At 69.0% G+C, this 22,479-nt stretch carries 19 protein-coding genes; 9 read left to right on the plus strand and 10 right to left on the minus strand.

What is annotated here, in order from left to right; translation table 11 throughout:
• The first annotated feature begins 59 nt into the window (after nucleotides 1–59).
• Entirely contained in the window at nucleotides 60–884 is an 825-nt protein-coding gene (locus ASD34_RS16040; protein ID WP_056579411.1) for an undecaprenyl-diphosphate phosphatase, read from the plus strand.
• Between the two features lie 10 nt (nucleotides 885–894).
• Here the strand turns inward: ASD34_RS16040 and ASD34_RS16045 are convergent, their stop codons facing one another.
• Entirely contained in the window at nucleotides 895–1,704 is an 810-nt protein-coding gene (locus tag ASD34_RS16045) for an IclR family transcriptional regulator (protein WP_056579412.1), read from the minus strand.
• Between the two features lie 113 nt (nucleotides 1,705–1,817).
• Here ASD34_RS16045 and ASD34_RS16050 point away from each other — a divergent pair, with 113 nt between their 5' ends.
• A complete protein-coding gene (locus ASD34_RS16050; RefSeq protein WP_056579413.1) occupies nucleotides 1,818–2,792 on the plus strand; it encodes a Bug family tripartite tricarboxylate transporter substrate binding protein in 975 nt (324 codons plus the stop codon).
• A gap of 10 nt (nucleotides 2,793–2,802) precedes the next feature.
• Entirely contained in the window at nucleotides 2,803–5,151 is a 2,349-nt protein-coding gene (locus ASD34_RS16055; protein ID WP_056579414.1) for a cytochrome P450/oxidoreductase, read from the plus strand.
• Between the two features lie 6 nt (nucleotides 5,152–5,157).
• Here ASD34_RS16055 and ASD34_RS16060 read toward each other — a convergent pair whose 3' ends face one another.
• On the minus strand, nucleotides 5,158–5,844 hold the full coding sequence (locus tag ASD34_RS16060; protein WP_056579415.1) for a response regulator transcription factor: 687 nt from the start codon (nucleotides 5,842–5,844) through the stop codon (nucleotides 5,158–5,160).
• 151 nt (nucleotides 5,845–5,995) lie between these two features.
• The gene (locus tag ASD34_RS16065) at nucleotides 5,996–7,777 is read right to left on the minus strand and encodes an ATP-binding protein (RefSeq protein WP_235510090.1); all 1,782 of its coding nucleotides are present in this window, start codon (nucleotides 7,775–7,777) and stop codon (nucleotides 5,996–5,998) included.
• Between the two features lie 865 nt (nucleotides 7,778–8,642).
• Here ASD34_RS16065 and ASD34_RS16070 point away from each other — a divergent pair.
• Nucleotides 8,643–10,166, plus strand: coding sequence for a YadA family autotransporter adhesin (locus ASD34_RS16070; RefSeq protein WP_235510091.1), 1,524 nt, complete (start codon nucleotides 8,643–8,645; stop codon nucleotides 10,164–10,166).
• A 31-nt stretch (nucleotides 10,167–10,197) separates the two neighbouring features.
• Here ASD34_RS16070 and ASD34_RS16075 read toward each other — a convergent pair whose 3' ends face one another.
• The 4 genes from ASD34_RS16075 to mutS form a co-directional block, all read right to left on the minus strand.
• Nucleotides 10,198–10,905, minus strand: coding sequence for a response regulator transcription factor (locus ASD34_RS16075; protein WP_056579419.1), 708 nt, complete (start codon nucleotides 10,903–10,905; stop codon nucleotides 10,198–10,200).
• Nucleotides 10,906–10,987: 82 nt separating this feature from the next.
• Nucleotides 10,988–11,791, minus strand: a complete 804-nt coding sequence (locus tag ASD34_RS16080) for an alpha/beta fold hydrolase (protein WP_056579421.1) — start codon at nucleotides 11,789–11,791, stop codon at nucleotides 10,988–10,990.
• Between the two features lie 8 nt (nucleotides 11,792–11,799).
• Complete coding sequence (locus ASD34_RS16085) at nucleotides 11,800–12,639, minus strand: proteasome-type protease (protein ID WP_056579423.1); 840 nt, start codon at nucleotides 12,637–12,639, stop codon at nucleotides 11,800–11,802.
• Between the two features lie 28 nt (nucleotides 12,640–12,667).
• Entirely contained in the window at nucleotides 12,668–15,265 is a 2,598-nt protein-coding gene (mutS, locus tag ASD34_RS16090) for a DNA mismatch repair protein MutS (RefSeq protein WP_235510092.1), read from the minus strand.
• 217 nt (nucleotides 15,266–15,482) lie between these two features.
• Between mutS and ASD34_RS16095 the strand changes: the two genes are divergently transcribed.
• Together ASD34_RS16095 and ASD34_RS16100 are read left to right on the plus strand one after the other, a co-directional pair.
• The gene (locus tag ASD34_RS16095; protein WP_235510093.1) at nucleotides 15,483–16,034 is read left to right on the plus strand and encodes a hypothetical protein; all 552 of its coding nucleotides are present in this window, start codon (nucleotides 15,483–15,485) and stop codon (nucleotides 16,032–16,034) included.
• Between the two features lie 33 nt (nucleotides 16,035–16,067).
• The gene (locus ASD34_RS16100; protein WP_056579431.1) at nucleotides 16,068–17,057 is read left to right on the plus strand and encodes a magnesium and cobalt transport protein CorA; all 990 of its coding nucleotides are present in this window, start codon (nucleotides 16,068–16,070) and stop codon (nucleotides 17,055–17,057) included.
• Between the two features lie 121 nt (nucleotides 17,058–17,178).
• On the opposite strand, the gene ASD34_RS16105 is transcribed toward ASD34_RS16100, so the two are convergent.
• The 3 genes from ASD34_RS16105 to ASD34_RS16115 form a co-directional block, all read right to left on the minus strand.
• Nucleotides 17,179–18,024: a siderophore-interacting protein gene (locus tag ASD34_RS16105; protein WP_056579433.1), complete on the minus strand. Its 846-nt coding sequence runs from the start codon at nucleotides 18,022–18,024 to the stop codon at nucleotides 17,179–17,181.
• 11 nt (nucleotides 18,025–18,035) lie between these two features.
• Nucleotides 18,036–18,623 carry a PadR family transcriptional regulator gene (locus ASD34_RS16110; RefSeq protein ID WP_056579436.1) on the minus strand — a complete coding sequence of 196 codons (588 nt, stop codon included), beginning with the start codon at nucleotides 18,621–18,623 and terminating at the stop codon, nucleotides 18,036–18,038.
• Between the two features lie 127 nt (nucleotides 18,624–18,750).
• Nucleotides 18,751–19,644, minus strand: a complete 894-nt coding sequence (locus ASD34_RS16115) for a LysR family transcriptional regulator (protein WP_056582410.1) — start codon at nucleotides 19,642–19,644, stop codon at nucleotides 18,751–18,753.
• Nucleotides 19,645–19,733: 89 nt separating this feature from the next.
• Between ASD34_RS16115 and ASD34_RS16120 the strand changes: the two genes are divergently transcribed.
• The 3 genes from ASD34_RS16120 to ASD34_RS16130 are packed head-to-tail and all read left to right on the plus strand — an operon-like array spanning nucleotide 19,734 to nucleotide 22,472.
• Nucleotides 19,734–20,912, plus strand: coding sequence for a CaiB/BaiF CoA transferase family protein (locus ASD34_RS16120; RefSeq protein ID WP_056579438.1), 1,179 nt, complete (start codon nucleotides 19,734–19,736; stop codon nucleotides 20,910–20,912).
• On the plus strand, nucleotides 20,909–21,427 hold the full coding sequence (locus ASD34_RS16125; RefSeq protein ID WP_056579440.1) for a MaoC family dehydratase: 519 nt from the start codon (nucleotides 20,909–20,911) through the stop codon (nucleotides 21,425–21,427). The genes ASD34_RS16120 and ASD34_RS16125 overlap by 4 nt, the downstream gene beginning before the upstream one ends.
• A 46-nt stretch (nucleotides 21,428–21,473) precedes the next feature.
• Nucleotides 21,474–22,472: a tripartite tricarboxylate transporter substrate binding protein gene (locus ASD34_RS16130; RefSeq protein WP_056579442.1), complete on the plus strand. Its 999-nt coding sequence runs from the start codon at nucleotides 21,474–21,476 to the stop codon at nucleotides 22,470–22,472.
• Nucleotides 22,473–22,479: the final 7 nt, after the last annotated feature.

The raw sequence follows: 22,479 nt of genomic DNA on the forward strand, positions 1-22,479 counted from the left end.
GCCTGATCAGGACCTGACCGGAGGCCTCGCGATAATTGCCGCTCTTTCAAGGAGTACGCGTGGATATCGTTTTGCTGGTCAAGGCCGCTGTCATGGGCATCGTGGAGGGGCTGACCGAATTCCTGCCGATCTCGTCGACCGGCCACCTCATTCTTGCGGGCTCGCTGCTGGGCTTCGACGACGCCAAGGCCAAGGTGTTCGACATCGCCATCCAGACCGGCGCGATCTTCGCGGTGATCCTGGTCTATTGGCAGAAGATCCATTCGACCGTGGTGGCGCTGCCGCGCCAGCCCAAGGCGCGCCGGCTGGCGCTGAACGTCGTCATTGGCTTTTTGCCCGCGGTGGTGCTGGGCCTCTTGTTCGGCAAGATGATCAAGGCGCACCTGTTCATCCCGACCGTGGTGGCGAGCACCTTCATCATCGGCGGCTTCATCATCCTGTGGGCCGAGAAGCGCCCGCCGGGCTCGGTGCGCATCGAGCACGTGGACGACATGACGCCCTGGGACGCGCTCAAGGTCGGCCTCGTGCAGTGCTTCGCGATGATCCCCGGCACCAGCCGCAGCGGCTCGACCATCATCGGCGGCATGCTGCTGGGCCTGTCGCGCCAGGCCGCGACCGATTTCTCGTTCTTCCTGGCGATTCCGACGCTGATCGGCGCGGGTGCCTACAGCCTCTACAAGGAGCGTGCGCTGCTGTCGGTGGCCGACATTCCGATGTTCACGGTGGGGCTGGCCTTCTCGTTCATCAGTGCATGGCTGTGCGTGCGATGGCTGCTGAAGTACATCAGCACGCACAACTTCATTCCGTTCGCCTGGTATCGCATCGCCTTCGGCATCGTGGTGCTGGCCACGGCGTGGACCGGCGCAGTGGTCTGGGCCGAATAAGGCAGCGGCCTCAGGCCGCCGCGCCCAGCAGCGCGCCGGCGGCCTTCGCCTCCCGCCGCACGGCGATGGCGATCGGCCCGTCGATCGACGGGTCGAACCCGCCCGTGGCGCCCAGCGCGGTGATCACGGCGCACACCCTTCCTGCATAGTCGTACACCGGCGCCGCCACGGCGCTGATGCCGCGCAGGTAGGTGTCCCGCACGATGGCGCAGTGCGCCTGCTGCACCTCGCGGCGCAGCGCGCCGATGGGGTCGGCCGCGTCGAGCAGCGCACGCATGTCCTCGCTGGCGTCGGCCAGTTCCTGCTCGGCCAGCGCGACCACGCGCGACTCGTCGAGCAGGCCCAGGAAGGCGCGGCCGGTGGCCGACCACAGCATCGACATCACCGAACCAGCGCGCACGTTCACCGTCACCGGCAGGCCCGGCTCCTCGAAACGCACGATGGTCGGTCCCTTGTTGCCCATCACCGCGACGAAGCAGGTCACCTCCAGCGATTCGCGCAGGCGGATCAGGCAGGGCTCGGCCGCGCGGATCGGGTCGGCCTGGCGCATCGCAGCCAGGCCGATCTGGATCGCCTCGGGCCCCAGGTAGTAGTGCTGCGAGGCGGCGTCCTGGCGCACCAGGCTTTCTTCCATGAGGCTCGCGAGGTAGCGGTGCACCTTGGCCGGGCTCTCGCCCACATGGGTGGCCAGCGCCGTGAGGCTGCTGCGCCCGCCCAGGTGCGCGAGGCCCTTGAGCACGGCCATGCCGGTCTCGGCGGACTGCACGCGCTGGCGGCGCTCGCGGGGAGGGGAAGAGGGTGCTTCGGCGAGGGAGGTCATGTCGTCGGCATCTTAGGTGGGGGTCCAGGCGCGCGGGTAAACTCGCGGATCAGAGATTACGCAATGCGTATGATAATTACGCAATACACAATTTCCACCTCGGAGACACCCCGATGAAGAAGCACTTCGCCCGCGGCCTTGCGGTCCTGTCCCTCGCTGCCCTGGCCACTGCCGCCAGCGCCCAGACTGCCTTTCCGAACAAGCCGATCCGCTGGCTCGTGCCGTATGCGGCCGGCGGCGGCTCCGACTTCCTTGCGCGCACCGTTGCCCAGACGCTGTCGACCCAGGTCGGCCAGCCGGTGCTGGTGGACAACAAGCCGGGCGGCAACACCGCGCTGGCCGCCGCCGAAACCGCGCGCGCGCCGGCCGACGGCTACACCGTGCTCTCGGCCGACAACGGCACGCTGGTGTTCAACCCGGCGCTGTACAAGTCGCTGAGCTACAGCCCCACGAAGGACCTGACGCCCGTCACGCTGATGGGCAAATTCCCCATGATCCTGGTGGTCGGCGCCAACTCGGGCTTTGCCACCGCCAAGGACTTCATCGCGCAGGCCAAGGCCAAGCCCGGCGGCATCAACTACGCCTCGGCCGGCGCGGGCAGCCCGCACCACTTGGCGATGGAGCTGCTGAAGGTCGAGGCCAAGCTCTTCATGGTCCACGTGCCGTACCGCGGCGCCGCGCCTGCGCTGGCCGACGTGGTCGGCGGGCAACTGCCCGCCATGATGGTCGACATGGCCGCCGGCGCCGGCTTCATCAAGGGCGGCAAGGTGCGCGCGCTGGCCGTGGCCAACCCCACGCGCCTGCCGCAGCTGCCCGACGTGCCCACCTTCGCCGAGCTCGGCTACAAGAACGTCGAAGCCGCCGCGCTGGTCGGCGTGGTGGTGCCCGCGGCCACGCCGGCCGACGTGGTGAACACGCTCAACCGCCAGCTGGTGGCCGCCATCCACGAGCCCTCGGTGAACAAGCGCATGGTCGACTTCGGCGTCGAGCCCGTGGGCAACACGCCCGCGCAGTACACCGAGCTGCTCAAGGCCGAGACCGCGCGCTGGCACAAGCTGATCCGCGACCTGAAGATCACGCTCGACTGAGTCTGCAGCCATGTCCGACACCGCCATGCCTTCTCGCACCTCTGGCTGCCCCGTCGCGCACGGGGCGCTCTCTGCGCAGCGCACGCCCACCGGCTGCCCCGTGAGCCAGCGCGCCGCCGAGTTCGATCCCTTCGAAGACGGCTACCAGCAGGACCCGCCCGAGTACGTGCGCTGGGCCCGCGAGCAGGAGCCGATCTTCTACAGCCCCAAGCTGGGCTACTGGGTGATCACGCGCTACGACGACATCAAGGCGGTGTTCCGCGACAACCTCACCTTCAGCCCGTCGAACGCGCTGGAGAAGATCACGCCCACCGGCGAAGAAGCCAACGCCGTGCTCGCAAGCTACGGCTTCGCGCTCAACCGCACGCTGGTGAACGAGGACGAGCCGGCCCACATGCCGCGCCGCCGCGCGCTCATGGACCCGTTCACGCCCGAGGCGCTGAAGCACCACGAGCCGCTGGTGCGCGAACTCGCGCGCAGCTATGTCGACCGCTTCATCGACGACGGCAAGGCGGACCTGGTCGACCAGATGCTGTGGGAGATTCCGCTCACCGTGGCGCTGCACTTCCTCGGTGTGCCCGAGGAGGACATGGACACGCTGCGCAAATACTCCATCGCGCACACCGTCAACACCTGGGGCCGCCCCAAGCCCGAGGAGCAGGTGGCCGTGGCGCATGCCGTCGGCAACTTCTGGCAGTACGCCGGCAAGGTGCTCGACAAGATGCGCCAGGACCCCGACGCACCGGGCTGGATGCAGTACGGCATCCGCAAGCAGATGCAGCACCCCGAGGTCGTCACCGACTCGTACCTGCACTCGATGATGATGGCCGGCATCGTGGCCGCGCACGAGACCACCGCCAACGCCACCGCCAACGCGGTGAAGCTGCTGCTGCAGCATCCGCAGGTGTGGCAGGAGCTGTGCGACGACCCGGGCCTGATCCCCAACGCGGTGGAGGAGTGCCTGCGCCACAACGGCTCGGTGGCCGCGTGGCGCCGGCTCGTCACCAAGGACACGCAGGTCGGCGGCGTCGACCTGCCGGCGGGCTCGCGCCTGCTGATCGTCACTTCGTCGGCCAACCACGACGAAGGCCACTTCGCCGATGCCGACCTGTTCGATATCCGCCGCGACAACGCCAGCGACCACCTGACCTTCGGCTACGGCTCGCACCAGTGCATGGGCAAGAACCTGGCGCGCATGGAGATGCAGATCTTCCTGGAGGAGTTCACGCGCCGGCTGCCGCACATGCGCCTGTCGGCGCAACGCTTCAGCTACGTGCCGAACACCTCGTTCCGCGGCCCCGAGCACCTGTGGGTCGAGTGGGACCCGCGCGCCAACCCGGAGCGCGCCAACGCCGGCCTGCGCGACGTGCAGGTGCCGGTGCGCATCGGCGAGCCGTCGGCGCACGCCATCGCGCGGCCCGTGGTGGTCGAACGCGTGACGCCGGTGGCCGACGGCATCGTGCGCCTGCGCCTGGTGTCGCCCGACGGCAAGCCGCTGCCGCGCTGGACGCCGGGCTCGCACATTGACGTCGAATGCGGCACGCCCGAGCTGTCGCGGCAGTACTCGCTGTGCGGCGACCCCGACGAAGTTCACGCGCTGGAGATCGCCGTGCTGCACGAGCCCGAGGGCCGCGGCGGTTCGGCCTGGGTGCATGCGAACGTGAAGGTCGGCGAGCGCCTGCGCATCCGCGGCCCGCGCAACCACTTCCGGCTCGACGAGTCGCTCGCGAAGGCGATCTTCATTGCCGGCGGCATCGGCATCACGCCCGTGAGCGCGATGGCGCGGCGCGCGAAGGCGCTGGGCATGGACTACGAACTGCACTACAGCGGCCGCAGCCGCGCGAGCATGGCCTTCGTCGACGAGCTTGCCGCGCTGCACGGCGAACGCCTGCACGTGCATGCGGCCGACGAAGGCCGTCGCAACGACCTGCGCGCGCTGTTGGCCACACCCGTGCCCGGCGCGCAGGTGTACGCCTGCGGCCCGCTGCGCATGCTCGAAGCGCTCGAAGACTGCTGCGCCGCGTGGCCCGAAGGCGCGCTGCGCGTCGAGCACTTCGAATCGACGCTCGCCACGCTCGACCCGTCGAAGGAACACGCCTTCGAGGTGGAGCTGAAAGACTCCGGCCTCGTGATCACCGTGCCGCCCGACCAGACCTTGCTGACGGCCCTGCGCGCGGCCAACGTCGATGTGCAAAGCGACTGCGAGGAAGGCCTGTGCGGTTCGTGCGAAGTGCGCGTGCTGGCCGGCAAGGTCGATCATCGCGACGTGGTGCTCACGCGCAGCGAGCGCGATGCGAACACGAAGATGATGGCTTGCTGTTCTCGCGCGTGCGAAGGGCGGTTGGTGCTCGAACTCTAGCGGCGGTCAGCGCAGCAGCGCATGCCCGCCGGCCATGTGCGACGCCTCGACACGCGAGCCGAGCGCGAGCTTTCTGTAGATGCCCTTGATGCGCCATTCCACCGCCAACCGGGGCATGACCAGCGCTTCGGCGATGTCGCGATGGCCGAAGCCCTGCACCACGAGTTCGAGCGTCTTGCGTTCCTGCGGCGTCAGCGCCGCGTCGGAACTCGAGCCCGGATCGCCCACGTGCCCAGCGCGCCCGGCATGCCAGGCAAGGATGCGCCGCGCGATCGCCGGATCGATCATGGCGCCGCCCTGCTCGATGCTGCGCAGCCCGATGCTCAGTTCGAGGTCGTCGCGCTCCTTCAGGAGGTAGGCCACCGCGCCGGCACGAAGCGCCAAAAAAATGGCCTCTTCGCTGCGGGAGGCGGAAATGGCCACGGCCGGCATTTGCGGGTGGTGCGCCTGCAGCCACTCGATGAGTTCGATGCCGCTGTCGCTGGGCAGGCCGATGTCCACCAGCACGACGCCGAAGCTCGGCCTGTCGAGCAATTGCATGACCGCCTCGCCATTGCCGGTCCAGGTGATTTGCGGCTCGTCGCATCCGAGGGTCGACAGGATGTAGCGCAAACGTTCCTGCATTGCCGTGTCGTTTTCGACCACGAGCGTCGGGCTCAGGGAGACGGCTTCGAGGGCTTCCGAAGAGAACATTTGGGCGGCATTCTGGGACGGTGGCCGGAGTATTGGGACGTTTCGGCTTATTTTGTACGAATGCCGCCGTAAATCACATTTGTGTCCCGCGGGTTGTCCATGCCTCAGGCAGGGCCTTGCGCAGTTGGCTCGACCGAGGTGGCGCAGGCGCTCAGGCAACGGGCGCGAGCGGCATGCGCAGCGCCAGTTGCGTCTGGCCGGGCCGCGACTGCAGCTGCAGGTCGGCCCCCAGGCGACGCGCGCGTGCGCGCAGGCTGCGAAGGCCGGCGCCGGTCCCTTTGTCGGCTCCTTCCACCACGAAGCCGCGGCCGTCGTCGCGCACGCTGAGCTGCAGTTCGGCCCCGGCGCGCGTCACCGCCACGTCCACGCGGCGGCTCGCGCTGTGCTTGAGCACGTTGGTCAGTGCCTCTTGCAGGAAGCGAAGCAGGTCCAGGCTCTGCGAGGGAGGGAGTTCGAGCGCCTCGATGTTCGACACCTGCCAGCGGCAGTCGATGCCGTTGGCGTCGAGCAGCTGCGAGGTGCGGTGCCGCAGGGGCACGAGCAGTTCGCCGAAGGCCTGCGTGCCGTCATGGTGGCCGGTGGCCTCGATGATCAGCCGCAGGTCGTCGCGCAGGCGCTTGAGCATGGCAAGCAATTCGGGCGCGGAGAGTTTCTCGGGTTTGCGTTCGAGCGTTGCGATGCTGCCGACCAGCATGCCGCCAAGCCCGTCGTGCAGGTCGCTGGCAAGGTTGACGCGCTCGCCGATGCGCGCGTGCGCCAGTTCGAGTGCATGCCGCTGCGCAAGCGTGACGGCCAGTTCGGCCTTGGCCGCATTCACTTCCTCGATCAGCTCGGTGTTGAAGTTCTCGATGCGCTTCAGGCTCTGCACGAAGCGCCCGGCCTGGGTCAGCGCCATGCCCAGCAGCAGCCCATAGGAGGACATCGTCGTGTAGTAGATGTTGCTGTCGATCACTTGCGTGAACACCAGCAGGTCGTGCGCGCCCGTTGCCGCCGACAGTGCCATGAAGGGCGCGAGCGAGCGCATCGGGCTGTGGCGATAGCGCAAGGCATGGGTCAGCGCGGCGCTGTTCACCGCAATGATCGTGAGGCCGCCCACCAGCGTCCAGGCGGCGCGATGGGTGAGCAGGTTGGCGGGCCCGGCGAGCCACAGGTCGAGCACGCCGGTCACCGCGACCAGCAGCGCAAGGCCCTCCAGCCGCGGCATGCGCCGCTCGCAGAAGCGCAGCGCGAAGACCGCGTAGGAGACGCTGAAGAGCAGCAGCAGCGAGGTGTTCAACGCCTGCCAGCGGTGGTTGCTCGCAAACGGCCAGGGGCTGGTGGCGATCTGGTTGTAGCCGAACAGGAGCCACAGCACCGACATCAGCGCGAACCAACCGTAGGCCGTCTCGCGCCGGCGCAATATCCACAGCGCGGCGAAGAAGGCCGAGACCGCGGCGCTCACCGCGAGGCCAAGCATCTGTAGATCGCGGCGCAAGAGCTGCTCCTGCTCGTAGTCCGCCTGCATGGCCGCGGGTGTGCCAAGGCTGACCGGGCCGAGGCCGGCCTGGTAGGCGGACAGGCCCGAGACGCGTATCAGCAGCGTGTTGCGGCCCGCCTGCAGCAACGGCGGCGACAGCAGCCAGTAGCGCGGGCTGTTCCAGGCACGGGTCAGCGGTTCGACCAGGCTTGGGTCGCGCCAGATCGGGGTGCCGTTGAGCGACACCGCGCCGGCCATGTTGAGGTAGTGCAGCAGCAGGCCGGCCTCGCCGACCTGCGCGGGCTGGTCCCAGGTCAACCGGTACCAGACCACGCCGTCGAAGCCCGGCCAGCGCGCGGCCCAGCTGTCGGGCAGGGCGACGGGCGTCCAGCCATCGGCCGGCGGGGTGGTGTCGTCCCAGCCCGTGCCGCGCACGGCTTCGACATGGAATTCAGGGATGGACTGCGCCCGTGCCATGCCGGCCGCGGCGAGAAGGAGGAGGAGGAGGAGGCAGGCGCCGATCCGTACAGCAAGCCATGCCGCAAGGCCAGGGCGCGCGAGTCGGCGGTCAGCCGGCGGCGGAGATTCTTCGTGGGGCATTTACCAGCTTTCGGGGATGGTTTGGCCGAGACGGGAAAGACACACTTCGTCTTACTTGTTTTATTTGCTTTCAAGAAAGAAGTCCATGCCCACACGAACCCATGCACACGGCGTCCGCGAAAGTGCGCACAAGGCATCCACCAGAAAAGAGCGGATGGCGCGCGCCTTTCGGCATCTGCCGGTGGTTGCGCTGCTGGTCGGGGGAAGCGCCTGCGCGGCGGGGCTGGTCGATGGCGTCGCAGGCGGAGGCGGCCCGGCGAATTCCGGTGGGACCGGAGGGGCCGGCGGCACCGCGGCCGTTGTCTCGGGAGACGGGGCCGCCGCACTTGGTGCGGGCGGTGATGGCGGCATGGGCGTTGCTGGCGGCACCGGCGGTGCGGGCGGGGCGGGGGCCCGCGCAACTGCAGGCGGTGCGACGGGGATTGGCGGCGGCGGCAGCGGCGGTGCAGGTCTTGCAAGTGGCATAGGCGGCGCGGGCGGTACCGGGGCAGGCGCCACCGCAGCAGGCGCGACAGCCATTGGCAGCGGAGGTGGCGGTGGCGAGGGTAGTGCGGGCGGCACGGGCGGTGCCGGCGGGCGCGGCGCCCAGGCTTCGGCTGGAGGCGCCATCGCCGTCGGTGCAGGCGGCACGGGCGGTGAGGGCTGCTGTGGGAGCGTCCAGCAGCCAGGCGGCAACGGCGCGCAGGCCACGGGGGAGGCCGCGATCGCCATCGGAAGCGCCTCTGGCACCCGGGCCGGCGCCGTGGCATCCGGGAATGGCAGCACCGCGATCGGCGGTGCAGGCAACGGGGTTTCGGGCGCGGCCGCATTGGCCACGGGCAGCGTGGCGCTCGGCGCCGGCAGCCAGGTGGTGAGCGGAGCGAACGGCAGCGTGGCCATTGGCTCGAACTCCGTGGCCACGGCAGCCAACACCGTCTCCTTCGGGTCCACCGGCCAAACGCGCGGCCTGGTCAACGTCAGTGCGGGATCGGTGACCGCCACGAGCACCGACGCCGTCAACGGCGGCCAGCTGTACTCGGTGCGAGAGACCGCCGACACCGCTCTGGCAACCGCCAGCGGCGCAACGGCCATGGCGGGTCTTGCCCAGGCCGCTGCGGCGGCAGCCGAGGGCACGGCGAACACTGCGCTTGCCAATGCAGGCACGGCACACGCCATGGCGAACGGAGCCCAGACAGCGGCTGTTGCCGCCCAAGGCACGGCGAACACCGCGCTCGCCAACGCGGGCACGGCCCAGACCACGGCCAATGGCGCCCAGGCTGCCGCGGCGACTGCCCAGGGCACGGCCAATGGCGCCCAGGCTGCCGCGGCGACTGCCCAGGGCACGGCGAACACCGCCCTGGGTGTGGCGAACAACTCGGTCCAGTATGGCCCGGGTGGCGCGACCGTCAGCCTGAATGCCAACGGCGGCGCTGGAACCACGCTCAGCAACGTGCGCGCCGGCACGGCCGCAACGGATGCCGCCAACGTCGGACAGGTCCAGCAGGCGGAACAAGGCGCTGTCACGGCCTCCAACAGCTTCACGATGCAGCAGGTGACCGCGCTGCAGAGCGTCATGAACCAGGCCCTTGCCAATGGCCTGTGCAGCTTCAGCGGGGGCAGCGTGACCTGCGGCACGGGCAGCAAGGCCACCGGTGCGGGTGCCACGGCGCTGGGTACCCATGCCATTGCCGACGGCGAGGGCACCACCGCGGTGGGCAGCGGCGCCGAAGCCCACCATGCCGGCTCGGTGGCCATCGGCGCCGGCGCCAGGGCGCTGGCCGATCCCACCACGGCCGTGGGCAACAACGCGGTGGCCACCGGCAACAACGCCGTGGCGCTGGGCGCCAACACGCTGGCCTCGGGCAGCAACGCCGTCGCATTGGGCCAGGGGTCGGTGGCGGACCGCGACAACACCGTGTCGGTGGGCAACGCGGCCACCGGGCAGTTGCGCGGCATTGCGAATGTCGCTCCGGGCCTGCTGGGCACCGATGCAGTCAACGTCAACCAGCTGCAGCAGGCGGTGAGCAATGCGACCAGCCAGGCGAATGCCTTTGCCGCAAAGGGCGTGGCATCGGCACTGGCCATGCCGTCGATGCCGGCCTTGCCGGCGGGCAGGAAATGGATGGGTGCCGCCGTGGGCAACTACGCCGGCGCATCGGCCATCGGCTTTGCTTTCGGCTACCAGGTCAATGACCACCTGAACCTGGGGTTGGGCGTCTCTACTGCAACCAGCGGCGGCAGCAGCAACCGCATTGCCGCTCGCATGCAGGCGGGCTATTCATGGTGAGGCGCGCAGGCAGCAAGGACACAAGCACCGTTCAGTTCAGCAAGCCGTGCCTTCGGGCCTGATAGACGGCTTCTGTGCGCGAGCCGACGGCCAGCTTGCGGTAGATGTTCTTGGTGTGGCATTCCACGGTCAGCCGGGAGATCGAGAGCGATTCGGCCATGTTGCGGTTGCTCAGCCCCTGCGCCACGAGTTCGAGGATCTTTCGCTCTCGCGGGGTCAGCGCGACGGGCAGCGCAGCGGGCGCATTGGCCGCCGGCACGGCGGGTGGTGAAACTCGCTGTGCCGCAAGCCAGCCGAGGATATGGCGCGCGATGGCCGGATCGATTGGCGAGCCGCCCTGCTCGATACTGCGCAGCGCAACGCCCAATTCGAGGTCGTCGCGCTCCTTCAGCAGGTAGCCGATGGCGCCGGCACGCAGCGCCGCGAAGATGACTTCCTCGGTCCGAAAGGCCGAGATCACCACCGCAGGCACCTTGGGGTGCCGCGCCTGCATCCAGCCGATCAGCTCGACCCCGCTGCCGTCCGGCAGGCCGATGTCGACCAGGGCGATGCCGAAGCTCTGCGCGTCGAGCAGTTCCTTGGCCGTGGCAATGCTGTCGGCCCAGGCAATTTGCGGCCCGTCGTTGCCGAGCGTGTTCAGCACGTGGCCCAGGCGTTCGCACATCGCCGGGTCGTCTTCGACCACCAGCGACCGGCTCAAGGAAACGGTTTCAACGGTTTCCGATTGAGAAATGGTCATGGGGCGCGGGGTTCCGTTCGACGGCAAGGCCAGCAGGTCGTTCTGCAGATCGTGGAGATTGTTCCAGAATATTTCTGTTCGATCAGCCCATCAGGTTGCGCAGCGAAGCTTCGATGGCTGCCGCCGTGGCCAGCGGCTTTTCCATCGGAAACAGGTGGGTGCCGTCGAGCATCGTGATGCGGCCCTTGGTGACCTGCTCGGTCATCGCCATGCCCACCTGCTTCATCTCGACCGACTGGCGCCCGCCAATGAAGGCCGCCTTGCACTTGAGCGGATGGCGGCGCAGCAGCGCGCCCAGGGTGTGGGGCAGGGTGTTGTAGATCGCGGTTTCCACGTCGCGGTCGAAGCTCAGGGCGCGCGTGTCCTCGCTGTCGAAGGTGCCGTGGTCGATGTAGTCGTGCAGCACCTGCTCGTCCCACTTCGCGAACGCCTTCTTGCTGCGAAAGTGCGCGAACACCGCCTCGCGATGCTCCCAGCTGTTGCGGCGCTTGCGGCTCGTGGCGCCGGGCGACAAGCTCTTCATGAGCGGCGTGCGCTTGACCACGTGGAGCGTGTTCGCGCGCCAGCCGCCGAGGATCGGCGAGTCGATCAGCAGCACGCCGCGCGCCAGCTCGGGGTGGCGCGCCGCGCACATCAGGCTCAGGAAGCCGCCCAGCGAATGGCCGATGAGGAACACCGGGCCGCCCGCGCGGTCGGCGCGCACCCTGGCGAAATCGGCCAGCTGCTGCACCAGGTGCGGCCAGTTGTCGGTGACGGGGTATTTCGGGTCGTGCCCGAATTTCTCGATGGCATCGACCTCGAAGCCCCGGTTGCGAAGGCTGTCGAGAACGACGCGGTAGGTGCTCGCCGGAAAGCTGTTGCCGTGCGAAAAGATGACAGGAGGCACGGACGGGTTCAGATGAGCTTTTCGTCGGGCGTGGAAATCTTGCGCAGCGGGCTGTGGCGCGTGGCGGGCATCTTCAGCGGGTGCTCGGTATGGCTGTCGTCCCACACGGGGTCTTCGATGCTGTCGAACACCTCGCGCAGCTTCTGGCCCCAGCTGTTGTGCATCATGCGGTAGTAGGGGTTGTCGGCGTCGATGCAGATCACGCGATCGGTCTCGAGCTTGTTGGCCTCGTACACCACCAGGTCCAGCGGCAGGCCGACCGAGAGGTTCGACTTCATGGTCGAGTCCATCGACACCAGCGCGCACTTGGCGGCTTCGTCCAGCGGTGTCTCGGGCGTGAGCACGCGGTCGAGCACGGGCTTGCCGTACTTCGATTCGCCCACCTGGAAGTAGGGCGTCTCGGTGGTCGCTTCGATGAAGTTGCCGGCCGCGTAGACCAGGAACAGGCGCATGCCCTCGCCCTTGACCTGCCCGCCGAAGATGAACGACACGTTGAAATCCAAGCCCGCGTGCTTGAGCGCCTCGGCATCGCGGTCGTACACATGGCGCACGGCCGAGCCCAGCACGCGCGCGGCGTCGAACATGCTCCTGGCGTTCCAGATGGTGATGGGGTCGCCCTGCGTGCCGTCTTCGCGCGTTTCGCGCAGCTCTTCGATCTGCAGGATTTCGCGCACCGACTGCGAGATGCTCAGGTTGCCCGACGACAGCAGCACCATGACGCGGTCGCCAGGCTGTTCGTAGACGATCATCTTGCGGAAGGTGCTGATGTGGTCCACGCCCGCGTTCGTGCGCGAGTCGGAGAGAAACACCAGGCCGGCGTTGAGTTTGATGCCTACGCAATAAGTCATGGGTTCGCCTTGCAGGAACTGGGCCCGCTCATGCGGTACTGCGTTCACGTGCGTTCAGTTTCTGGAGGGCATAGAGCGCGTCGAGGGCTTCGCGCGGGCTCATGGCGTCCGGGTCGAGGGCAGCCAGCGCGGATTCTACGGCGCTGACCATGGCGGTTTCGGTGGCCGGCGGCGGCGCGAACAGGTCGACCTGCGCACGCGTTTGCGCATGCTGCGATTCGAGCGCATCGAGCGCCTGCCGCGCATGGTTGACCACCGCCGCGGGCATGCCGGCCAGGCGCGCCACCTGGATGCCGTAGCTCTTGCTGGCCGGACCCGGCTGCATCTCGTGCAGGAACACGATGTCGCGGCCCGACTCGGTCGCGCTCACGTGCATGTTCACGGCGCCGTGGTGCGTGGCCGGGAATTCGGTGAGCTCGAAGTAGTGGGTCGCGAACAGCGTGAACGCCTTGCTGCGGTCGTGCAGTTGCGCCGCAATGCCGGCCGCCAGCGCCAGGCCGTCGAAAGTGCTGGTGCCGCGGCCGATTTCGTCCATGAGCACCAGCGACTGCGCCGTGGCGCTGTGCAGGATCTGCGCGGCCTCGGTCATCTCGAGCATGAAGGTCGACTGCGCGTTGGCCAGGTCGTCGGCCGCGCCGATGCGTGTGTGGATCGCGTCGATCGGTCCGAGCCGGCAGGCCGTGGCCGGCACGTGCGAGCCGATGGATGCCAGCAGCACGACGATGGCCACTTGCCGCATGTAGGTCGACTTGCCGCCCATGTTCGGGCCGGTGATGATCTGCATGCGCTGCTGCGGTCCCATCTGCGTGTCGTTGGCGATGAAGCCGCCCGACGACTTCTCGGCCAGCCGCGCCTCCACCACCGGGTGGCGGCCCTGCTGGATCTCGATGCACGGGTGCGACACGAAGGTCGGCGCGCGCCAGTTCAGCGTGTGCGAGCGCTCGGCCAGCGCGCACAGCGCGTCGAGCGCGGCGATGCCGCCGGCCAACTGCGTGAGCGCGGGCACCGAGGGCTGCAGCGCGTCGAGCAGTTGCTCGTACAGCCACTTCTCGCGCGCCAGTGCGCGGTCTTGCGCGCTCAGGGCCTTGTCTTCGAAGGCCTTCAGCTCGGGCGTGATGAAGCGCTCGGCGTTCTTCAGCGTCTGGCGGCGGCGGTAGTTGTCGGGCACCTTCGAAAGCGCGCTTTGCGTCACCTCGATGTAGAAACCGTGCACGCGGTTGAACTGCACGCGCAGGTTGCTGATGCCGGTGCGCTCGCGCTCGCTGATCTCGAGCTTGAGCAAAAAGTCGTCGCAGTTCTCGCTGATCTCGCGCAGTTCGTCGAGTTCGGCGTCGTGGCCCGTGGCGATCACGCCGCCGTCGCGCACCAGCGCCGACGGATCGGGCTTGATCGCGCGCACCAGAAGGTCGGCGCAGCCCGGCGGCGGTGCCAGGCGTTCTGTGATCTGCGCCAGCAGCGCGGCCGCGCCCGGCAGCAGCGGCGCCAGTTGCTCGGCCTTCGACAGCGCAAGCTGCAAGGCCACGAGTTCGCGCGGGCGCACCTGGCGCAGCGCAATGCGTGCCGCGATGCGTTCCACGTCGCTCGTATTCTTGAGCTGCTCGCGCAGCGTGCGCCACGGTGCGGCGGTGGCGCCGGGCGCGGGGGACTGCAGCGCACCGATGGCGTCGAGCCGGCCTTGCGCTTCGCTGCGGTCGCGGCGCGGCGAGAGCAGCCAGCGCTTGAGCAGGCGGCTGCCCATGCCCGTCATGCAGGTGTCGAGCAGCGAGAACATCGTGGGCGAATCTTCGCCGCGCAGCGTCTGCACCAGCTCGAGATTGCGGCGCGTGGTGGGCGGCAGCTCGATCAGGTCGCCATCGCGCTCCACCGACAGCCGCTGCACGTGCGACAGCGCGCGGCCCTGCGTGTGCTCGGCATAGCCCAGCAGCGCGGCGGCGGCGGCGTGCGCGTTGCCCAGGCCCTCGGCGTTCCATGCGGCGAGGCTGTGGCTGCCCATCTGCTCGCTGAGCTTGCGCTCGCCCAGGCCGGGGTCGAACTGCCAGGCCGGGCGAAGCGACAGCGTGAACGGCACGGCCGCGCGCGCGGCCTTCAGGCGCTGCTCGAAGGCGGGCGTGACCTCGGCGCTGTACAGCAGCTCGCTCGGCGCGATGCGTGCGATCCAGGCTTCGAGCGCATCGGCGGGGCACTCGGCCAGCCGCAACTCGGCACCCGTCACGCTGAGCCAGGCCAGGCCGCAGAAATTGCGCGTGCCCGCATGCACGGCGAGCAGCAGCGAATCGCTCTTGTCGTTGAGCAGTTCCGAGTCGGTCAGCGTGCCGGGCGTGACCACCCGCACCACCTTGCGCTCGACCGGCCCCTTGCTGGCGCCGACCTCGCCCACCTGCTCGCAGATGGCCACGGATTCGCCCAGCTTGATGAGCCGTGCCAGGTAGGTGTCGACCGAGTGGAAGGGCACGCCGCACATCAGCACCGGCTGCCCGGCCGACTGGCCGCGCTGGGTGAGCGTGATGTCGAGCAGGCGTGCGGCCTTTTCGGCATCGGCCCAGAACAGTTCGTAGAAATCGCCCATCCGGTAGAACAGCAGCGTGTCCGGATGGTCGGCTTTGAGGCCCAGATATTGCGCCATCATGGGCGTGTGCCCTGCGAAGTCGCTGGAGGAGGGGGCGGGGTGGGCAGTCGTCGTTTTCACTCGGGCGATTATCGGGGACGGGCCGAGCGCGGGCGGCGGCCCGCAGGCCCCTCCTAAAATCCTTTGGCGCAACCCCGCGTGAAGAACAAAGGCGCCCATGGCCCCGTCGGAAGAAATCAAAGGCCCTGCAGCGGACGCGCTCCCGGACACCGCCACCTTGCCCGCAGAACTCGCGGCGCTGTATCTGTGCATGTCGCCGGCCCAACTCGCGGACCTGCGCAAGCCGAAGCGGCCCGAAGGGCGCGCGGGCGCGGGCCCCAGCGGCCCGTCCGTGATCCGGCCCGTGGAAGGCACGGGCGGCGGCAAGGAGCCTGCGCTCTACCAGCTCGGCACGCTGCGCGAATTTGCCAAGGCGCACGCCGGCCCGTCCACTTTCGACGCCGCGCTGAACACCGGCCTGCCGGGCTGGGTCAGCGCCAAGCTGCCCTTCTTCGCCGAGCGCGAGCCCCGCATCAAGCGCGGCAAGCGCGTGCTCATTGGCGGCGCCTGGGACCGCACCGATCCGCTGCGCGAACAGCGCTTCGTCGCGCTGGCCAAGGGCCGCATCCGCTTCACATCGCTGACGTGCGCCGAAGCCGCGGCGAGCCTGTGGGCCGACGTGGCCAGCCACCGCGCCTTCGCCGACACGGGATTGGCCCTGCTCGCGCGCGAGACACAGGCCATCGAGGCCTCGCTGGCCGAGACGGCCGCCCTGGCCGCGGCCGCCTGAGTCCGTTCCAAGTTCGAAGAGGGAAACGTCCCGATGCTGATCAACTGCGTGGCGTATGAAAACGGTGCCAAGCTCGCCGACATTCCCGTCGAGGACATCAGCGAGTACATCTCCCGGCGCGGCTGTTTCGTGTGGGTGGCATTGAGCGACGCCACGCCCGAAGAGCTGGCCCAGATGCAGGACGAATTCGACCTGCACCCCCTGGCCGTCGAGGACGCCCAGCACGGCCACCAGCGGCCCAAGGTCGAGGAGTACGGCGATTCGCTGTTCGTCGTGATGCACCTGGTCGAGCCCTCGACCGACACCGAGGGGGAGGGCGGGCACAGCGTGAACGTGGGCGAGGTCAACGTGTTCGTCGGTCGCAACTACGTGCTGTCGGTGCGCAACCGCAGCCAGCAGGGTTTCCTGGGGGTGCGCGAGCGCTGCGAGCGCGAGCCCGACCTGCTGCGCAACGGCGCGGGCTTCGTGCTCTACGCGCTGATGGACGCGGTGGTCGACCGCTACTTTCCGGTGATCGACGCGCTCGAGGTGGAACTCGAATCCATCGAGCAGCAGATCTTTGCCCAGGGCGGCGCGGCGCGCGACAAGATCAAACAGCTGTACGACCTGAAGCGCCGCAGCCTCACTCTCAAGCGCGCGGTGGCGCCATTGGTGGAAGCGGCGGGCAAGCTGCACGGCGGGCGCGTGCCGCAGGTCTGCGTGGGCACGCAGGAGTACTTCCGCGACGTGGGCGACCACCTGGTGCGCATCAACGGCTCGATCGACGCGGTGCGCGACACCATCGCCACGGCGGTGCAGGTGAACCTGTCGATGGTCACCATCGAAGAGAGCGAAGTGACCAAGCGGCTGGCCGCCTGGGCCAGCATCTTCGCGGTGTGCACCGCGTTCGCGGGCATCTGGGGGATGAACTTCGAGCACATGCCGGAGCTGAAATTCCGCTATGGCTACGCGATGGCGCTGGGGTTGATCGTCAGCACCTGCGGGTATCTGTATTACCGGTTCCGCCGCGTCGGCTGGCTTTAGCACGAAGCTCGCCCCCAGGCTTCGCGCACTTCGTGTCGCTTCTCCAACCCCCTACCGGGGGCGACACCTGCAGCCCGGCAAAGCCGGTTCTGCGGTGTCTCGCGACTCAATAGCGCCTTCTTTATTCGTCGTGGGTGTCGTGCGTCGCTGCCGCACCGCGGCGCCAGTAACCCGACGCCCGAACCCACTTCGGGTTCGCACCGCGCTCGCCCACGAGGTGCGCACGCAGCGCCTTCGCAATCGCTGATTCGCAACCGACCCACGCATGGAAGTCGCCAGCCGGCAGTTCGATCGTCTTCAGCGTGTCGACAAGCACGGGGCTCAGCCCCGGCGCCGCGCCATGGCGGTGTACCCAGCGCAGCGTGAGATCGGCCTGCGTCTCGAACGGAATCTCGTCGGCTGCGCTGTCGACTTCGGCCAGCACCACCACGCGCGCGCCGGCCGGCAACTCGGCCAGGCGGCGCGAGATCGCGGGCAGGGCGGTGTCGTCGCCGATCAGCAGGTGCCAGTCGAATTCGGTCGGCACGATGAACGAACCGCGCGGGCCGCCCACGCCGACGATGTCGCCGGGCCTGGCCTGCTCGGCCCATTGCGTGGCGGGGCCGGCATCGTGCAGCGCGAAATCGATCTCGAGCGTGTTGGCTTGCGCGTCGTGGCGGCGCGGCGTGTAGTCGCGCATGGCGGGGCGGCCGCCCTCGGGCCACACGGGGCCGTCGGGGCCGGCGGTCGGCAGCGTGAGCTGGCCGGTGGCGGCATCGGGAAAGAACAGCTTCGCGTGGTCGTCGAAGCCGGGGCTCGTGAAGCCTTGGAGCGCTTCGCCGGTCAGCGTGATGCGGATCAGGTGCGGCGTCACGCGCTGCGCGGTCTTCACCGTGAGCTGGCGAAAGCGCAGTTCGTGGCGCACGCGGCGGGGCGTGCGGTCGGGCGTGTGGGAAGAAGACGAAGTGGTGGTGGTGAAGTCGGTCATGTCAGGTGGATTCAAATGCGTTCGAGCTGTTGTGCGGCGCTGTCGAGCACCGCGGCGAATTCGTGGGCCTGTTGTTCGGTGAGGGGTGCGCCGCCGAGGCGCAGGCGCATCGCGAGCTTGAGGTTCTCGATGGCGCGGGTGACTTGCGGCGGCCGTCCGGCGCGCGGGCCGGCGCCGTCCACGCCGCCCGCCATGCGGGCCATCATGGCGTCGGCCGTCTCGCGGTTGGCGGCCAGGAACGCCTGGCCGTCCGGTGTGATGCTGTAGCGCTTGCGACCGCCGACGTCGGCGGTTTCCACGCTCAGCTGGCCCAGCTCTTCCAGCAGCGTGAGCGTCGGGTAGACCACGCCGGGGCTCGGCGCGTAGGTGCCGCCCAGGCGCTCTTCGATGGCCTTGATGAGTTCGTAGCCGTGCGAGGGCTTGTCGGCAATGAGCTGCAGCAGCACGAAGCGCAACCCCCCATGGCCGAACACCCGGCCCGCGCCGCCGCCGCGTCCGCCGCGCATTCCGCGGCCGCCGCCCCAGAGGCCGTCGTCGTGTTCGCCGCGCGGGGCGTGGCAGTGGTGAGGGTGGTGCGGGGCGTGGTGGGGGTGGCGCATCGGGTTGTCTTTCTTGAAGCTATCTGGATTATTCTAGATATATCGAAATAGAAGACGAGCCCATTCCAAGGCAGACCCTGACGCTCGCGCGGGCTCTAGGTTTTTTGAGGGGAGGGGCCGGGCCGGCTCAGTCGGCCGGCTGCTCGAGCACGCTGTCGGCGAAGCGCTGCGCCGCCGAGGTCTGCGCGCCCGGCGGCAGGGCGAGCGCGATGCCGATGGCGGTCTGCGCGCCCGGCCCCGCGAGCGGCTTGAACACCACGTTGCGCGCTACGTGCCGAGCCGCCACCGACGGCACCAGTGCCACGCCCAGGCCGCTTTCGACCAGGCTGATCAGCGTCTGCACCTGCACCGCCTCCTGCTGCACGTCGGGAATGAAGCCCGCCTGCTGGCAGGCCAGCAGCGCCGCCGCGTGCAGGCCCGGCACTTCCATGGCGCCGTACATCACGAAGGGCTCGGCGGCCAGGTCCGACAACGCCAGCCGGCGCCGCCGCGCCAGCGCATGGCCGGCCGGCAACGCGGCCACGAACACGTCGCGCTCGGCCGGGAACACGCGCGCCTTGCAGGCCCGCCCGATCGGAAAGCGCACCAGCCCCACGTCGACGTCGCCGTTTTCCACCATGGCGACGATGCGCGCGGTGGTCGATTCGCCCAGCACCAGCTGCACGCCCGGGTAGCGCGCACGAAAACGCGGCAGCACGCGCGGCATCAGCGCGTAGGTTGCCGAGCCCACGAAGCCCACGCGCAGCAGGCCCGCCTCGCCGCGCGAGGCCGCCTGCGCCACCTTGGTGAACTGCTCGGCATGGAACACCGTGCGGCGCGCCTCGTCGAGTGCCGCCGTGCCCGCGGGCGTCAGCTCGGTGCCGCGCCGGTTGCGCAGGAACAGCGGCACGCCCACCTGTTCCTCGAGCCGCCGGATCGAGGCCGACAGCGGCGGCTGCGCCATGTGCAGCCGCTCGGCCGCGCGATGGAAGTTGAGCGTCTCGGCAAGAGCGATGAAGTGGCGCAGCTGGCGGATGTCCATGATCTTCAAACGGTATCACAGAGCGCTTATTTGATATTGGACGGCATGGCCAGCGCTTCGCAGAATCGGCGCCAGGAGACTGACCAACGATGCTTCCCCTTCAGGGCGTGAAAGTGCTCGACCTTTCGAGCGTGGTGTTCGGGCCGCTGGCCAGCCAGACCTTGGCCGACTACGGCGCCGACGTGATCAAGATCGAGCCGCCCGAGGGCGACTCCACCCGCCGCACCGGCCCCGCCGCCGAGCCCGGCATGTCGGCCGTGTTCCTGGGCAGCAACCACAGCAAGAAGAGCGTCGTGCTCGACCTCAAGCGCCCCGAGGCGCGCGAGGCACTCATGGCGCTGCTGGCCGATGCCGACGTCTTCATGCACAGCATGCGCCCGCAAAAACTCGCGCCGCTGGGCATCGACCCCGACACGCTCACCGCGCGCTTTCCGCGCCTCGTGTATGCCGGGCTGCACGGCTTTGCGCAGGGCGGTCCGTATGCCGGGCGGCCCGCGTACGACGACGTCATCCAGGGCATGTCGGGTCTGTCGGCGCTCATGGAGCAGCAAAGCGGCCAGGCGCGCTACCTGCCCACCATCGCGGCCGACAAGACCTGTGCGCTGGTCGGTGCGCAGGCGATTCTTGCGGCGCTGTTCCGGCGCGAGCGCACCGGGCGCGGCTGCTTCGTCGAGATCCCGATGTTCGAGACCATGGTGGCCTTCAATCTCGTCGAGCACCTGTACGGCCGGCACTTCGAGCCTCCGCTGGCCGACGCCGGCTACCCGCGCGTGCTCACGCCGTGGCGCCGCCCGTGGCGCACGGCCGACGGGCACATCTGCATGATGCCGTACACCTCCGCGCACTGGCGCCGCTTCTTCGCCGAGGTGGGGGAGCCCGCGCTGGCCGACGACCCGCGCTTTGCCGACATGGCCGCGCGTACCCGGCACATCGGCGAGCTGCTCGAACTGGCCGGCGGCTTCGTGGCCACGGGCAGCACCGCGCACTGGCTCGCCACCTGCGAGCGGCTCGAAATTCCGGCCGCGCCCGTGAGCCGCCTGGACGACCTGCCGCGTGACCCGCACCTGGTCGCCACCGGCTTCTTCACCGAACTGAACGACCCGCACATGGGCGCCATGCGCTTCCCCGGCGTGAGCGTGAAGTTCGACGGCGTGCGCCCGCCCGTGCGCATGCCGCCGCGCCTGGGCGAACACACGCGCGAAAGCCTCGCCGCGGCGGGCTGGCCCGCCGAACGCATCGACCGATTCCTGGAGACCTCACCGCAATGACCGACACACCCCGTTCGCTTCCATCCCTGTCGCCGCAAGACCGCGCGCTGCCTCGCCTGGGCCAGGGCTTCGTCTGGCAAGACCTGGCCGTCGGCCAGCGCATGCGCACCTTTCGCCGCACCATCACCGAGACCGACCTCGTCAACTTCATCGGCGTGACCGGCATGCTCGAGGCGATCTTCATCGACGCGGCGTACGAGGCCGGCGCCATCGCGGGCCGCCCCGTGCCGGCCGCGCTCACCTACACGCTCATCGAGGGCTTCATCCTGCAGACCATGATCCAGGGCACCGGCCTGGCCATGCTCGAGCTGGTGCAGAAGATCCATGCGCCCGTGCTTGTCGGCGATGCCATCGAGGCCGTGGTCGAGGTCACCGGCATCCGCCCGACGTCGAAGGGCAACCGCGCCATCGTCGATTCGCGCATCGACGTGTTCAACCAGCACGGGCGCTGCGTCATGCACTACGACGCGCGCCGCCTGCTCGCGGGCCGGCCTGAAGGCGCTGCCGCGGCCTGACCCGCTTTTGAACCGCGCCATCCATAAACACCAACGGAGACAAGACATGCCCGCTTCCTATTCCTTCACGCGTTTCACGCGACGCGCCCTCGCGGGCGCCGCATTGGGCCTGGCCTTCGCCGCCCCGGCCGCCTTCGCCCAGGGCGCCGCCTATCCGGCCAAGCCCATCACCATGGTCGTGCCGTTCCCGCCCGGCGGGCCCACCGACCTCGTGGCGCGCGTGCTCGCGCAAAAGCTCGCCGAGCAGCTCGGCCAGCCCGTGCTGGTGGACAACCGCGGCGGCGCCAACGGCAACATCGGCGCGCAGCTGGTCGCCAAGGCGCCGGCCGACGGCTACACCGTGCTCTACAACACCTCGTCGATCGCGCTGAGCCCTGCGCTCTACAAGAGCGTGTCGTACGACGTGCAGAAAGACTTCGCCCCGGTGGCGCTCGTGGCCGTGGTGCCGCTCGCACTGGTCACGCACCCCACGGTGCCGGCCAGCACCGTGAAGGAGTTCGTCGCCTACGCCAAGGCCCACCCCGGCAAGCTGTCGTACGGCTCGGCGGGCAACGGCAACGTCACGCACCTGGGCGCGTTCCAGTTCGTGCAGGCCAACGGCATCGACGCCACCCACGTGCCCTACAAGGGCAGCGCACCGGCCGACGTCGACCTCGTCGGCAACCAGATCCAGTTCATGACCGACACCGTCAATTCGGTCATGGGCTTCGTGCGCGACAAGCGCCTGAAGATGCTCGCCGTGACCACCGCCAAGCGCATGTCGATGTTCCCCGACGTGCCCACGCTCGCCGAGTCGGGCATGCCCGGTTTCGAGGTGGGCGCGTGGCAGGGCGTGATGGTGCCGGCCGGCACGCCGCAGGCCGTGGTCGATCGCCTCAATGCCGAGATCGTCAAGGCGCTCAAGTCACCCGACGTGCGCGAGCGCCTCGCACTGCAGGGCGCCGAGCCGCTGGGCTCCACGCCCAAGGAGTACGGCGCCTACGTGAAAAAGGAGCTGGCGCGCTGGGCCGGCGTGGTCAAGGCCACGGGCGTGACGCTCGACTGAACGCAAA

Source organism: Variovorax sp. Root473 (assembly GCF_001426505.1).
Lineage (GTDB): Bacteria > Pseudomonadota > Gammaproteobacteria > Burkholderiales > Burkholderiaceae_C > Variovorax.